This window comes from Roseateles sp. DAIF2, assembly GCF_015624425.1.
GTDB lineage: Bacteria > Pseudomonadota > Gammaproteobacteria > Burkholderiales > Burkholderiaceae_C > Kinneretia.
The window spans coordinates 5,639,121-5,652,718 of record NZ_CP049919.1 but is presented as its reverse complement, the minus strand read 5'-3'; the positions used below and the strand labels follow the sequence as shown (position 1 = coordinate 5,652,718).

The 13,598-nt window shown below is 72.0% G+C and carries 13 protein-coding genes; 12 read left to right on the top strand and 1 reads right to left on the bottom strand.

Annotated features, from left to right (window positions below; translation table 11 throughout):
* Positions 1–14: 14 nt before the first annotated feature.
* The 11 genes from G8A07_RS26035 (at position 15) to G8A07_RS25985 (ending at position 9,803) form a co-directional block, all read left to right on the top strand.
* Positions 15–1,226, top strand: a complete 1,212-nt coding sequence (locus tag G8A07_RS26035; RefSeq protein WP_195794805.1) for a type II secretion system F family protein — start codon at positions 15–17, stop codon at positions 1,224–1,226.
* Entirely contained in the window at positions 1,223–1,399 is a 177-nt protein-coding gene (locus G8A07_RS26030) for a hypothetical protein (RefSeq protein ID WP_195794804.1), read from the top strand. Before G8A07_RS26035 ends, G8A07_RS26030 begins: the two co-directional genes overlap by 4 nt.
* On the top strand, positions 1,396–2,937 hold the full coding sequence (locus G8A07_RS26025; RefSeq protein WP_249937147.1) for a GspE/PulE family protein: 1,542 nt from the start codon (positions 1,396–1,398) through the stop codon (positions 2,935–2,937). The genes G8A07_RS26030 and G8A07_RS26025 overlap by 4 nt, the downstream gene beginning before the upstream one ends.
* Positions 2,918–4,282 (top strand): hypothetical protein, encoded by a 1,365-nt coding sequence (locus G8A07_RS26020; RefSeq protein WP_195794803.1) that lies wholly within the window; start codon positions 2,918–2,920, stop codon positions 4,280–4,282. The genes G8A07_RS26025 and G8A07_RS26020 overlap by 20 nt, the downstream gene beginning before the upstream one ends.
* Positions 4,279–4,884 carry a GspMb/PilO family protein gene (locus G8A07_RS26015; protein WP_195794802.1) on the top strand — a complete coding sequence of 202 codons (606 nt, stop codon included), beginning with the start codon at positions 4,279–4,281 and terminating at the stop codon, positions 4,882–4,884. The genes G8A07_RS26020 and G8A07_RS26015 overlap by 4 nt, the downstream gene beginning before the upstream one ends.
* Positions 4,881–5,432, top strand: coding sequence for a hypothetical protein (locus G8A07_RS26010; RefSeq protein ID WP_195794801.1), 552 nt, complete (start codon positions 4,881–4,883; stop codon positions 5,430–5,432). The genes G8A07_RS26015 and G8A07_RS26010 overlap by 4 nt, the downstream gene beginning before the upstream one ends.
* Complete coding sequence (locus tag G8A07_RS26005; protein ID WP_195794800.1) at positions 5,429–7,636, top strand: secretin N-terminal domain-containing protein; 2,208 nt, start codon at positions 5,429–5,431, stop codon at positions 7,634–7,636. Before G8A07_RS26010 ends, G8A07_RS26005 begins: the two co-directional genes overlap by 4 nt.
* 71 nt (positions 7,637–7,707) lie before the next feature.
* Positions 7,708–8,199, top strand: a complete 492-nt coding sequence (locus tag G8A07_RS26000) for a type II secretion system protein (RefSeq protein ID WP_305798631.1) — start codon at positions 7,708–7,710, stop codon at positions 8,197–8,199.
* A complete protein-coding gene (locus tag G8A07_RS25995; protein WP_195794799.1) occupies positions 8,199–8,594 on the top strand; it encodes a type IV pilin protein in 396 nt (131 codons plus the stop codon). Before G8A07_RS26000 ends, G8A07_RS25995 begins: the two co-directional genes overlap by 1 nt.
* Before the next feature lie 162 nt (positions 8,595–8,756).
* Positions 8,757–9,293 carry a type II secretion system protein gene (locus G8A07_RS25990; RefSeq protein WP_195794798.1) on the top strand — a complete coding sequence of 179 codons (537 nt, stop codon included), beginning with the start codon at positions 8,757–8,759 and terminating at the stop codon, positions 9,291–9,293.
* Positions 9,294–9,353: 60 nt separating this feature from the next.
* A complete protein-coding gene (locus G8A07_RS25985) occupies positions 9,354–9,803 on the top strand; it encodes a hypothetical protein (protein ID WP_195794797.1) in 450 nt (149 codons plus the stop codon).
* Positions 9,804–9,869: 66 nt separating this feature from the next.
* Here G8A07_RS25985 and G8A07_RS25980 read toward each other — a convergent pair whose 3' ends face one another.
* Positions 9,870–10,424 carry a PEP-CTERM sorting domain-containing protein gene (locus G8A07_RS25980; protein WP_195794796.1) on the bottom strand — a complete coding sequence of 185 codons (555 nt, stop codon included), beginning with the start codon at positions 10,422–10,424 and terminating at the stop codon, positions 9,870–9,872.
* 253 nt (positions 10,425–10,677) lie between these two features.
* Here G8A07_RS25980 and G8A07_RS28210 point away from each other — a divergent pair, with 253 nt between their 5' ends.
* Positions 10,678–13,326 carry a S8 family serine peptidase gene (locus G8A07_RS28210; protein ID WP_305798630.1) on the top strand — a complete coding sequence of 883 codons (2,649 nt, stop codon included), beginning with the start codon at positions 10,678–10,680 and terminating at the stop codon, positions 13,324–13,326.
* Positions 13,327–13,598: the final 272 nt, after the last annotated feature.

Below are 13,598 nucleotides of genomic sequence, written 5' to 3'. Positions count from 1 at the left end.
CTCTTCCCTCGCCCATGCCGCAGTACCTGATCCGCGTGTTCGACCCCGTGCTCGGGGCGGCCGCCTCGCGCCGCGTCGAGGCGCCGGACCGCCAGGGCGTCGCGCTGGCCGCCGGCGTCGCGCCCCAGCATCTGCTGGAGGTGCAGGAGCTGGGCGGCCCGGCCGGTCAAGCCGCCGCCGGCCGCGCACCGCGCCGCGGCGGCCGCTTCCCGCTGCAGCTGTTCAGCCAGGAGCTGGCGGTGCTGCTGGATGCCGGCATCGCGCTGCTGGAGGCGCTCAGCACCCTGCGCGAGAAGGAAACCCAGGCCTCGGTGCGCGAGGCGCTGGATGGCGTGGTGGAGGCGGTGCAGCAGGGCCAGCCACTGTCCAGCGCGATGCGCCGGCAGCCGCAGGCCTTCGACGAGCTGGTCTGCGCCATCGTCGCGGCCAACGAACGCACCGGCCAGCTGAGCGTTGCGCTGGCCCAGCATGCGCGCTATCTGGCCTGGGTCGAGAGCCTGCGCTCGCGCCTGGTGGCGGCCTGCGTCTACCCGGCGATGCTGCTGCTGGTGGGCTCGGCGGTGATCCTGTTCCTGCTGCTGTTCGTGCTGCCGCGCTTCGCCGGCATCCTGGACGGGCTGGGCGACCAACTGCCCTGGGCCTCGCGCGCGCTGATCGGCTTTGGCCGTACCGCCGGCGCCCATCCCTGGCTGGTGCTGGGCGGCATCGCCGCGCTGGCGGGGGCAGGTCTTGCGCTGTGGCGCCACCAGGGCCTGCGCCAGCGCCTGCAGGCCTCGCTCTGGACCCTGCCGGGTCTGGGCCCGCGGCTGCGCGTGCTGGCGCTGGCGCGGCTGTACCGCAGCCTGGCGATGCTGCTGGGCTCCGGCGTGCCGGCGCTGACCGCGCTGCGCATCGTGCAGGATGTGGTGGCCGCGCCCTGGCGCCCGGCGGTGGCCGCGGCCGCGGCCCAGGTGGCCGAGGGCGCGCGCTTTTCCGACGCGCTGGAGGCGCAGGATCTGGCCACGCCGGTGGCGCGACGCATGGTGCGGGTCGGCGAGCGCAGCGGCGAGCTCAGCGGCATGCTGGAGCGTGCCGCCGCCTTCCACGATGAGGAGGCGGTGCGCCTGACCGAACTGCTGACGCGCGCGATCAACCCGGCGCTGATGCTGATCATGGGCGTGCTGATCGGCGGGATCATCGTGCTGATGTACCTGCCGATCTTCCAGCTGGTGGAGCAAGTTCAATGAGCATCGAGGTCTGCCGCCGATCCAGGCAGCCCGAGCGCCGGGCCGCCCCAAGCCGGGCTGCATCCCCTCGGGGGATCGTGCCGCGTACCCGCGGCGCGAGGGGCTCCATGTCGGGCGGGACCATCGTGCTGATGTACCTGCCGATCTTCCAGCTGGTGGAGCAGGTCCAGTGAGCGCCACGGTCTATTCATTGACGGATGTGCTGCCGGCCGAGCAGGGCCCCTGGCAGCTGGACTTCGAGCGCTGGCCGCAGGCCCAGGCGCAGCGCTGGCGCGCGGTGCTGGCGGTCGGGCAGGGCGGCCGCGCGATGCTGCTGGCCGAGCGCGATGCCGATGCGCTGCTGCTGCAGAGCGTCGAGACCCGGCTGCAGCTGCCGGTGCGCTGGCTGCGCTGCGAGGCCGCGGCGGTCGAGCATTGGCTGGGCGCGGGCGAGGCGGATTTCCGCGCGCTGTCGGACGTGGACGAGGGCCTGGCCGAGGCCGGCGCCGGCGCGCAGCAGGCCGAGGAGCTGTCGGCGCTGCGCCTCTCGGAACAGGCCAGCCCGGTGGTGCGCCTGCTCAACGCGACGCTCTACGATGCGCTGCAGGACGGCGCCAGCGACGTGCATATTGAATGCACCGCGCGCGGCGCGACGATCCGCTTCCGCATCGACGGCGTGATGGCGCCGGTGCGCCAGGTCGAGGGCGCCCAGGTCGCCGAGCAGCTGGTCTCGCGCCTGAAGGTGATGGCCGAGCTGGACATCGGCGAGCGCCGCCTGCCGCAGGACGGCCGCTTCAAGCTGCGCGTGCAGGGCCGCGAGATCGACTTCCGCCTCTCGATCATGCCCAGCGTGTTCGGCGAGGACGCGGTGGTGCGGGTGCTGGACCGCGCGCGCATCGAACAGTCGCAGGGCTCGCTGACCCTGGATGCGCTGGGCTTCGGCGCCGAGGAGCGCGCCGCGATCCGCGCTCAGGCGCGCCAGCCGCACGGCATGCTGCTGGTCACCGGCCCGACCGGCTCGGGCAAGACCACCACGCTCTACGCGACGCTGGCCGAGATCCACACCGGCCAGGACAAGATCATCACGATCGAGGACCCGGTCGAGTACCAGCTGCCCGGCGTGGTGCAGATTCCGGTCAACGAGAAGAAGGGCCTGACCTTCTCGCGCGGCCTGCGCTCGATCCTGCGCCACGACCCGGACCGGGTGATGGTCGGCGAGATCCGCGACAGCGAGACCGCGCAGATCGCGGTGCAGGCGGCGCTGACCGGGCACCTGGTGTTCTCGACCGTGCATGCGAACAACGCGTTTGACGTGATCGGGCGCTTCATGCACATGGGCCTGGATCTCTACAACGTGGTGTCGGCGCTGAACGCGGTGCTGGCGCAGCGCCTGGTGCGCCTGGTGTGCACGCATTGCGCGCGGCCGCATCAGCCGGACGCCGCGACCCTGCTGCGCCATGGGCTGAAGCCCGACAGCGAGCATCGCTTCCTGCGCGGCGAGGGCTGCGGCCATTGCCGTGGCAGCGGCTACCGCGGCCGCCGCGCCGTGGCCGAACTGCTGAAGCTGGACGACGGCCTGCGCGACCTGATCGCGGCGCGCGCGCCGATGTCGCAGATCAAGGAGGCCGCGCGCGGCCGCGGCATGAAGCCGCTGCGGGTGATGACGCTGGAAGCGGTCTGCCGCGGCGAAACGACCTTCGAGGAGCTGGAACGTGTCACCCTCGACGAGTAATCAAACCGTCGCCCCCGGGGGGCAGGTCTTGCGCTGGCGCCAGGCCCTGCGGGCGCGGCTGGCCAAGCCGCGTCTGGCCTGGCTGGACGGGCGCGGGCTGGCGGCGATCGAGGCGGCGCCGGGCCAGGCGCTGGACCTGGTCGCCTCGGAGCGGTTGCTGCAGCATCTGGTCTGCGAGCCGGGCCTGCCGCTGGCCGACGAGGCGGCGCTGCAGGGCTATGCGCGCCAGCTGCTGAGTCATTACTTCGGCGCCGCGGCGCTGCGCTGGCCGCTGGCCGGCTGGCGCGCTGGCGGCGCGGCCGGGGCCAGCGCGCTGCATGGGCTGGACCTGGCGGCGCTGCGCGCCACCCTGGAGGAGCGCCAGGTCGCGCTGCGCGGCCTGCGGCCGGCCTGGGCCGCGCTGCTGCAGCGCCTGGCCGTCGACCAACCCGACTGGATCAAGGCACCGCAGGCGGCGCTGGCCTGGGTCGAGGGCGATCTGCTGACCTGGCTGCAGCTGCAGGCGGGCACGCCGCGCCAGCTGCGCCACCAGCGCCTGGCCGCGCCGACGGTCGAGGCGCTGCTGGCCACCCTGACCGAACTTCAGGCGCAGCCGGGCCTGCCGGTGCTGCTGCAGGGCTATGGGCTGGATGCGCCGCAGATGCCGGCCCTGCCGGGCGTGTGCCAACTGGGCGATCTGAACGGCGCGGCGGCTAAGCCGGCCTGGTTCGAGCGCCCGGCCGCGCCCACGGCGCTGGCACCGCGGCCTGACTTTGCGGCGCCGGCCGAACCGCCGCACCGCCTGGCCTGGCCGCTGGCCCTGTGCGGCCTGCTGGTGCTGGGCACCGCCGGCTGGAGCGCTTGGGAGACGCATCAACAAAAGAGCGTTGCGCAGGCGCGGGTCGAATCCTTGCAGGCGCAGCTGCAGCGCCGCCCCGCCGCGCCGCTGCCCTCAAGCGGCAGCAACAAGGGCGCGGACCGCGCCCAGGCCGCGCTGGCGGCGGAGAAGCTGCGCGCCGGTGCCGAGGTGCAGGGCCTGCTGCGCCATGCCTGGGGGCCGTTGCTGGCCAATGTGGAGCAGGCCGGGCTGGGCGACGACGGCGCCGTCATCAGCTGGCTGGGCATGGACTACAGCGCGGCGCGGCGCGAGCTGCGCCTGCAGGGCCTGGCGGCCGACCAGGCGCAGGCGCTGCAGCTGGTGGAGCGCCTGGCGCTCGCGCCGGGCTGGGGCGAGGTGGTGCTGTCGCGCTTCCAGTTGGCCGGCGAGGGCCTGAGCGGTCAGCGTTTCGACCTGGCCGCCAAGCTGGCGCCCGAGGCGCTGCGCGCCGACCTGGCGCGGGTCTCGCGCGCGAAGGTGCAGCCATGACGGCGACCCTCCAACAACATCCCCTCATCGAGCGGCTGCGTGCGCTGCCGCGGCACGCCGCCTGGCGCCGCCTCGGCTGGCCGGGCCTGGTGGGCCTGGCCGCGCTGCTGCTGGCCGGCCTGCTGGAGCTGGGCCTGGCGCGGCCCTGGGCCCAGCAGCAGGACGAGCTGGTGGCTCAGGCCGAACGCCTGCAGCGCCAGCTGCGCCTGCAGCGCGCCAGCGGGGCGCTGCAGCCCGCCGCGACGCCGGAGCAATGGCGCGCCGCGCTGCCCGGCGCCGAGGCGCGCCAGCAGCGCCTGGCCGATCTGCTGGAGGCGGCGCTGCGTGCCGGCCTCGCGACGCCGCGCACCGAGCACCGCCTGGCGGTCGATGCCAATGCGGGGCTGGAGCGCCTGCGCGTCAGCATGCCGGTGCAGGGCGGCTATGCGCAGCTGCGCGGCTTCGTCGAGACAGCGCTGCGGCAAGACCCGGCCCTGAGCCTGGACGGCCTGAAGCTGCGCCGCGCCGCGCCGAGCGGCGCCGAGCTGGAGGCCGAGCTGCAATGGTCGCTGCATGGGCGCAGTACTGTCGCGGCCGCGGCGCCGGCGGGAGAACGCCGATGAGCGCGCAGCCAGCAGCGGCAGGCCGGCTCGGTAAACGTCAGTACGCGCTCGCCGCGGGCCTGGCCGTGGCGGTGGCGGCCACGCTGTGGGCGGCCCAGCTGGAGGATCCGGCCGAGGCGGCAGGCGTCGCGCAGGCCGCGGTGCCGTCGAGCAAGCCGCGCGCCGCGCCGAGCCCCGTGGCCAGCGCGCCGGCCGCGCCGCCGGCCTGGGAGGCGGCCGCGCGCGAGCCCTGGCCCGAGGCCAGCGGCGCGCAGCTGGCGGCCTGGATGCCGCCGCCACCGCCGCCCGCGCCGGCGGCCCCGCCGCAGCAGGCGCAGCCGCCGGCCGCGCCGGTGGCGCCGCCCTTTCCCTATCAGCTGATCGGCCGTCTGGAGGAGGGCGGGCAACACCTGGCCCTGCTGACCGGCCCGAACCGCAGTCTGTCGGCCAAGGCCGGCGACGTGATCGACGGCCAATGGCGCGTCGATCGGGTCGAGCCGAGCGGCCTGGCCCTGACCTGGCTGCCGGCCCAGCAGGCACAGAACATCTCATTCAGACCGTCCTCATGATCACGAACCCGAAGACGCCCTCGCTCCCGCAGCGCTGCATCGCGACCCTGCTGATGGTCGCGCTGCTGGCCGGCTGCGCGAATCCGGCGCTGCGCCAGGCCGAGGAGCTGACGCGCAGCCAGCAGCTGGGCGAGGCCAACAACGTGCTGGAAACGGCGCTGCGCCAGAACCCGAGCGACCACAAGCTGCGCGCGGCCCAGCTGCGCACCCATGCGAGCCTGGTCAACCGCCTGCTGATCCAGATCGAGACCCAGCGCGCCGCCGGCCGTTGGGACGAGGCGCGCGCCGGCGTCGCGCAGCTGCGCGAGCTCGAGCCCAGCCATGCGCGGCTGCCGGCCTTCGAGATCGAGATCGAGCGCGGCCAGCGCCATGAGGGCCTGCTGACCCAGGCGCGCCAGGCGCTGCGCGAAGGCAAGACGGCGCGCGCGGAATCGATCGCGCGCGACATCACCGCCGAGTCGGCCGGCCATGGCGGTGCGCGTGCGCTGCTGGCCCAGATCGCGCAGGCGCGGCCGCTGGAGTTCGGCGCCAGCGGCGAGCTGGGCCCGGCCTTCCAGAAGCCGGTGACCCTGGAGTTCCGCGACGCGCCGCTGCGCCAGGTGTTCGAGGCGCTGGCGCGCAGCAGCAGCGTCAACTTCGTGTTCGACAAGGATGTGCGTTCCGACGCCAAGGTCACGGTGTTCCTGCGCCAGGTCTCGCTGGACGAGGCGATGCGCGTGATCCTGAGCACCCAGCAGCTGGACCGCAAGCTGCTCAACGACAGCTCGGTGCTGATCTTCCCGAACACCCAGGCCAAGCAGCGCGAGCACCAGGAGCTGATCACCCGCACCCTCTACCTGACCAATGCCGACGTGAAGTCGGCCCAGGCGATGGTGCGCACGATCGCCAAGGTGCGCGACATCCATATCGACGAGCGCCTGAACCTGATGGTGGTGCGCGACACGCCGGAGGTGATGCGCCTGGTCGAGAAGCTGATCGCCTCGATCGACCTGCCGGAGCCGGAGGTGATGCTGGAGGTCGAGGTGCTGGACGTGGCCTCCGACCAGGTCGAGGCGATCGGCATGAAGTGGCCGGAGCAGGTCAGCTATGGCGTGCCGGGCGTTGACGGCGCGATCGACATCCGCAACCGCGGCAACTTCCGCACCACGGTGGCCAACCCGGCGGTGAGCGCCACCCTGCGCGGCACCTCGGGCAACACCAGCCTGCTGGCGAATCCGAAGATCCGCGTGCGCAACCGCGACAAGGCCAAGGTGCATATCGGCCAGAAGCTGCCGGTGTTCACCACCACGACCAACTTCACCGGCGCCACCTCGGTGGCGGCCTCGGTGTCCTATCTGGACGTGGGCCTGAAGCTGGATGTCGAGCCGACCATCCAGCTCGACAACGATGTGGTGATCAAGGTGGGCCTGGAGGTCAGCAACATGATCCGCGAGGTCAAGGGGCCGGGCGGCACCACGGCCTATGAGATCGGCACCCGCCAGACCTCCACCTCGCTGCGCCTGAACGATGGCGAGACCCAGGTGCTGGCCGGCCTGATCAACGACGAGGACCGCAAGAGCGCGAACGGCGTGCCGGGCCTGTCCGGGCTGCCGGTGCTGGGCAAGCTGTTCGGCGTGCAGAGCGACACGCGCAACAAGACCGAGGTGGTGCTGCTGATCACGCCGCGCATCGTGCGCAACACGGCGGTGCCCGATGTCGGCCTGACCCGCCTGCCGGGCGGCACCGATGCCTCGCCGGGCGCCTTCAGCAGCCGGCTGCGCGACCAGGCGCGGGCCGGTGTGGGCCTGGCGGGTGCCGGTGCCGCATCGGCCAGGTCCGCCGCCACCGCGCAGGCCCCGGCGGCCGGCGCGGCGGCCGATGCCGAGGTGGTACTGAGGCTGGACGTGACGCCGCAGGTCGGCGCCGGCGGCACGGTCAGCGTGACCCTGCGCCACGACAGCGGCGTCTCGGTGCGCGGCGAGCTGGAGTTCGACGCCACCCGGCTGCAGCCGGCCCAGGCCGCGGCCGGCAATGCCGCGCCGGGGCGCATGCCCTTCGAGCTGACGCCGCGCGGCGAGCGCGTGGTGGTGCTGCGCGCGCTGCCGGCCGCGGCCGGCCAGGTGCTGTCGGTCAATGTCGGGGGCCTGAGCGCCGCCGGCCTGAACGGCGAGACGCCGCCGGTGCGGGTGGAGGGTTCGGGGATGGTGACGGTGGAGGTGAAGTGACCCACCCCCTACGGCCTTCGGCCGCCCCCTCAAGGGGGCGACACCAGCGGACCGGCAAAGCCGGATCCGCGGTGTCCGCTCGGTCATACGAGCGGCGCGGGGCCTGGGGCTTCACCCTGATCGAGATGCTGGTCGTGCTGGCGATGCTGGGCGTGCTGGCGGCGGCGGCGCGGCCGGTGCTGCTGATGTCGGTGCAGCGCAGCCAGGAGTTCCAGCTGCGCGAGGCGCTGCGCCAGATCCGCGGCGCGCTCGATGCCTACAAGCGCGCGGCCGAGGCCGGGCAGATCCAGCTGACGATCGAGGACAGCGGCTACCCGCGCGAGCTGGCCGATCTGGTGCGCGGCGTGGCCGATGCGAAATCGCCGAACGGCCGCAAGCTGTATTTCCTGCGCCGCCTGCCGCGTGACCCCTTTGCCGACCCGGCCCTGGAGCCGGCCGAGACCTGGGGCCTGCGCGCGGCCGACAGCCCGCCCGACGAGCCGCGCCCCGGCCGCGATGTGTTCGACGTCCGCTCGCTGTCGGAGCGGCGCGCGCTGGATGGCTCGCGCTACCGGGACTGGTGATGGCGAAGCCGCAAGTCATGCGCCCGCGAGGCTTCACCCTGATTGAGCTGATCGTCGTGATGGCGATCGTCGCGCTGCTGGCCGGCATCGCCGCGCCGCGCTATTTCAACAGCCTGGAGAAGTCCAAGGAGGCGGCGCTGCGCAGCTCGCTGTCCACCCTGCGCGATGCGATCGACCAGTTCGCCGCGGACCGCGGGCGCTATCCCGAGAATCTGGAGGAGTTGGCCAGCGCGCGCTATCTGCGCGAGGTGCCGGAGGACCCGGTGGCCGGGCGCCGCGATGCCTGGGTCGAGCTGCCGCCGCCGCCCGACGCCCAGCTCAAGGGCCAGCTCTACGACATCCGCAGCGGCGCGGCGGGGCGCGCCAGCGATGGGCGGTTGTATGCGGATTGGTGAGATGTGATGCCCCCCGCCCAGGAGTACCTGAGCGGCCCCCCGAGGGGGCGCAAGCCGCGGCGCGGGAGCCCGCACCTCGGCTTGCCGTGTCGTCCTTGGGGCGGCCCGGCGGACGACCGTCGTGCGAGCTCAGCGGGCTCGCGAGGCTTTACCTATCTGGGCATGTTGTTCTTCGTCGCGCTGACCGCCGCGGCGCTGGCGGCGCTGGGCCAGCGCTGGAGCATTGCGACCCAGCGCGAGCAGGAGCGCGAGCTGGAGTTCCGCGGCCAGCAGATCGCGCTGGCGATCGCCAGCTATCTGAAGGCCAGCGAGCGGCTGGGCATGGACCGCAAGGGTGCGGGCGCGCTGCCACGCAGCCTGGACGACCTGTTGCTCGACACGCGCGGCCCCAAGCCGCAGCACCATCTGCGCCGCGCCTATGTCGACCCCTTCACCGGCAAGGCGGACTGGGTGCTGGTGCCGGCGCCGCAGGATCCCGAGCGCTTTCATGGCGTGCACAGCCGCTCGGAGCGGGAGCTGCTGCGCAAGGTGTTCCCGGATGACGCCCCCATCGAGCGCGCCGAGGACTGGGTGTTCCTGGCCCAGGCCCAGGAGCAACAACGGATCGATGCGGGCGCGCAGGCAGGAGGAGGGAGCGGCGAGGCCGTGCCGGTGCAGCCGACGCCGACCCCGCCGCCCGGTACTCCGAAGACCGAATAGGCGTAGGAACGGCGCGGCGGACGCTATGCTTCCCGCCATGAATCCTGCAACGGAACCTTCATGGCGCATCGCTTCGACAAAAAAATGCTGGCGGGTCTGGCGCTCGGCCTGCTGTGCTGCGGCATGACGGCCGCTCAATCGATTCCGGCGGACCGCGCCGAGAACGCCATGCCCTCGAACCCCAGAGCGGGTCAGGTGTTGCCCGGGCCCGGCGGGACCGTCACGCTGGCGGCCGTCGAGGCCGCGGTGCGTGCCGACGCGGCCCGCGCCTGGCGGCTTGCCGCGCCGGAGGCGCTGCAGGTCGGTGTCGAGGAACTGAGCTGGGCCGATGGTTCGCTCGGCTGCGCGCGACCCGGCGTCGCGTACACCCAGGCGCTGGTGCCGGGCTGGCGTCTGATCGTTCGCCACCAGCACCGCGAGGCGGTCTATCACGCCAGCCAGCGCGGTCAATGGCTGCTGTGCCCGGGGGCGCCGGGGCCTCTGCCACCCGGGGGCGCAGCGGCCAGCTGAAGCCGCAAAAACAAAGGGCCGCATCATGCGGCCCTTGATTCATCGAGGCGCCGCGAGGCGCGTTCGTCAGGATTTGCGGCGACGCGTGGTGATGCCGACGCCCAGCAGGGCCAGGGCGGCCAGCGCAAAGCTGGAGGGCTCGGGGACATAAGTCACGGTCAGGCTGCCGCGGTCCCAGCGACCATCGGCTGCGCTGATGACATCGTCAAGGTACTCGAAGAACTCGAGCCTCACCTTGCCGCTCGAGCCAACATAGAAGTCGGTGCCCAATGCGATCAGGTCGGCCGATCCGCTGAAGCTGCCGGAGCCCGAGGCATCCTCGCCGATACCCGCGAAGAGCGAGAACCCGTTGGCGCTGCCGTCGCTGAGGTCGACGCCGATCTCCGACAGCCAGCTCGACGAGAAGGTCGACAGATTGACGTTCCACGAGATGGCGGTGATGCGGGCGCCCTCGAAGAGATTGATGAAGTGGGTCTCGTTCGAGGCATCGCCGAACCCGGCGTTGCTCGAGATGCCCGCCACGTCGAAGGTGACGACGCCCGCGTGGGCCGCGGTCCCGGCCATCATGCTTGCGGCGATCAGCGCCGTGCCGATGGCGCTGCGCTTGAACAGATTCATCATTTGCATTTGTTCTCCAGACTCGTTGACTCCCGGCCGGCCAGTTCCGGGCGGAAGCACAAAGTGGCGCCAATCTGCCATCCGATGTCGCGAGCGACAAGATGAGATGCCCTGCTCGGCCGCTGGCCTCCCCCGCGACTCGGTGGCCGGGCTTACCCGCGTGTTCCCGAGTGCGCAGTCCGCCCGTCGGGAAAGCACCGATCCAAACGCCGCGCCAAGTGGTGAGCATCCTCACTTTCGCAAATCGGAGAGTTGCATGCCCAATTGGAATTTGAGCCGCAAGCCCATCGTGCTGGCGATTGCCGCGCTGTCGACCGCCACGCTGGCGATGGCCCAGTCGGTGCCGGCGTCGGAGGCCGAGGGCTCGCGCCTGTGGTTCATCGAGTTTGCCGGCAAGCCGGTGGCCGATGGCGCCAGCGTGGCCGCGGTGCAGGCCGAGCAGGCCGCGTTCCGCTCGGCCGCCGCCGCCGCCAAGGTGAGCTACCAGGAGCGCCGCGCCTTCAATTCGCTGTTCAACGGCCTGGCCGTCTCCGTCAGCGCCGCCGAGCGCGCCAAGCTGGCCAGCCTCACCGGCGTGAAGGCGCTCCATCCGATCGAGACCATCCAGGCCCCGACGCCCGAGCAGGCCGCCGGCTCCATGATCGAACTCAGCCGGGCGCTTGCGCTGACCGGCGCCAATATCGCGCAGAACTTGCTGGGCCTGACGGGCGCGGGCGTGAAGGTGGGCATCATCGACAGCGGCGTCGACATCGACCATCCGGCCTTCGGCGGCAGCGGCGTGAACGGCACGACCCCCTTCCCGAACGCCCGGATCGTGGCGGGCTGGGACCTGGTCGGCGATACCTACAACGCGGACTCGACCAGCCCCACCTACAACCCGATCCCCTCGCCCGACAGCGTGCCCGACGACTGCGGCGGCCATGGCACGCATGTGGCCGGCATCGTGGGTGCCAACGGCGGCGGCCTCAAGGGCGTGGCGCCCGGCGTCACCTTCGGCGCCTATCGCGTGTTCGGCTGCAACGGCAGCACCGAGGCCGACATCATGCTCGAGGCGATGGAGCGCGCCCTGGCCGACGGCATGCAGGTGATCAACCAGAGCATCGGCTCCGGCCGCCAATGGCCGCAGTACCCGACCGCCCAGGCCGCGACACGCCTCGCGAAGAAGGGTGTCGTGATGGTGGCTTCGATCGGCAACAACGGCCCCGGCGGCAGCTCGCCGGATGCGCTGTATGCCGCCGGCGCGCCCGGCGTGGGCGAGGGCGTGATCGGCGTCGCTTCGTTCGATAACGCGCAGGTATCGTTCGCCGTCAATGGCACGCCCTATGGCTACAACCCGTCCACCGGCGCGCCGCTGCCGCCGACCTCGGGCAGCCTGACTATGTCCAAGACGGGCGTAGCCGGCCAGCCCACGCTGCCGGCGACGGCCCCGGATGCCTGCTCGCCGCTGCCGGCCGGCAGCCTCACCGGCACGGCCGCGCTGATCCGGCGCGGGGCCTGCTCCTTCTACATCAAGGCGGCCAATGCACAGGCGGCGGGCGCGGCGGCGGTTGTCCTCTACAACAATGCCGCGGGCGCCATCAGCGCCACGGTGGTGCCGACGGGCAGCGACCCGGCGATCACGATCCCGGTCGTCGGCATCACGGCGGCGCAGGGTGCCGTGCTGGACGCCGCCATCGTCGCCGGCGCGACCTCGCTGAACTGGACCGCCAATGGCGTCGGCTTCCCCTTCGGCACCGGCGGCCTGATCTCGGGCTTCAGCTCCTTCGGCCTGGCCGCGGACCTGAGCTTCAAGCCCGACCTGGGCGCGCCCGGCGGCGGCATCTTCTCGGCCTATCCGCTGGAACTGGGCGGCGGCTCGACGCTGAGCGGCACCTCGATGGCGGCACCGCATGTGGCCGGCGCGGCCGCGCTGATCCTGCAGGCCCTGCCCAACGCGGGCCTGGGCCGCGAGGGCCCGATCGTCGGCCGCAACGCGCCGCCGATGATCAATATGCTGACGCGCCTGCAGAACACCGCCAAGCCCAAGGCCTGGTCGGGCAATGCGAACCTCGGCCTGCTGGACCATGCCTTCCGGCAGGGCGCCGGCATGGTCGACATCGTGGCCGCGGTGAAGGCGCAGCAGTTCGTGCTGCCGAGCAAGATCTCCACCGGCGAGAGCGACGCCGGGCCGACGGTGCAGAAGCTGACCCTGCGCAACGATGCCCTGGTGCCCGTGACCTACACGCTCGGCCATGTCGCTGGTGTCGCGGCGGGTGCGAACACGCAATCGGGCACGAGCTACAACATCAGCGGGGTCTTCGACGCGCCGGCCACGGTGGCCTTCAGCAGCCCCAATGTGGTGGTGCCGGCCAAGGGCGTGGCCACGGTGACCGTGACCATCACCGCCAATGCGAGCCTGCCCAACCGCGCGCTCTATGGCGGCTACATCACCTTCACGCCGCAGGCCGACGGCGCGCCGATCCAGGTGGCCTACGCCGGCTTCAAGGGCGACTACCAGTCGACCCAGGTGCTGACGCCGACGGCCAACGGCTTCCCGTGGCTGGCCAAGCTCAACGGCACCAGCTACAGCAAGCAGGCGGCCGGCGCGAGCTACACGATGGTCGGCAATGACATTCCCTTCGTGCTGCTGCATCTGGACCATCAGCTGCGCACGCTGAAGCAGGAAGTGCTCGACGCCACCACCCTCGCGTCCCGCGGCGTCATCAGCGAGCAGCACTACCTCGGTCGCAGCGCGACGCCGACCGGCTTCATCGCCAACGGCTGGAACGGCACGACGAACCAGGGCACCCTGCCCAACGGCAGCTACATCATCAAGGTGTCGGTGCTGAAGGCGCTGGGCGATGCCGCCAATCCGGCGCATTGGGAGACCTGGAGCTCTTCGCCGCTGACGATCGCACGCCCCTGAGCGGTCGCGCGCCGTCATGAAGAACAGGCCCCGCGGGGCCTGTTTTTTATGGCTGTTTGAAGGCCTGGGCGTGTCTCGCCCGGCCTAACGCAAAACCTGACCCCCGAGACCCGGTTTGTCACGGTAGAAACCCCGGTAATCCCTAGATCACGGGGCGGGCAAGCGCGAATGTAAAGGAAGCTTCACACAGCCAGAATCGCGCGCTGACACTTTGGCCGCCTAAAGCCAGTTGCTGCGGTGTCACGAGCAGTGATTTGCGCGGGGCCGCTGGT

Coding starts and splice junctions, on each gene's coding strand:
- G8A07_RS26035 (WP_195794805.1), top strand. CDS start 15: ATGCCGCAGTACCTGATCCGCGTGTTCGACCCCGTGCTCGGGGCGGCC.
- G8A07_RS26030 (WP_195794804.1), top strand. CDS start 1,223: ATGAGCATCGAGGTCTGCCGCCGATCCAGGCAGCCCGAGCGCCGGGCC.
- G8A07_RS26015 (WP_195794802.1), top strand. CDS start 4,279: ATGACGGCGACCCTCCAACAACATCCCCTCATCGAGCGGCTGCGTGCG.
- G8A07_RS26010 (WP_195794801.1), top strand. CDS start 4,881: ATGAGCGCGCAGCCAGCAGCGGCAGGCCGGCTCGGTAAACGTCAGTAC.
- G8A07_RS26005 (WP_195794800.1), top strand. CDS start 5,429: ATGATCACGAACCCGAAGACGCCCTCGCTCCCGCAGCGCTGCATCGCG.
- G8A07_RS25995 (WP_195794799.1), top strand. CDS start 8,199: ATGGCGAAGCCGCAAGTCATGCGCCCGCGAGGCTTCACCCTGATTGAG.
- G8A07_RS25990 (WP_195794798.1), top strand. CDS start 8,757: ATGTTGTTCTTCGTCGCGCTGACCGCCGCGGCGCTGGCGGCGCTGGGC.
- G8A07_RS25985 (WP_195794797.1), top strand. CDS start 9,354: ATGGCGCATCGCTTCGACAAAAAAATGCTGGCGGGTCTGGCGCTCGGC.
- G8A07_RS25980 (WP_195794796.1), bottom strand. CDS start 10,424: ATGATGAATCTGTTCAAGCGCAGCGCCATCGGCACGGCGCTGATCGCC.
- G8A07_RS28210 (WP_305798630.1), top strand. CDS start 10,678: ATGCCCAATTGGAATTTGAGCCGCAAGCCCATCGTGCTGGCGATTGCC.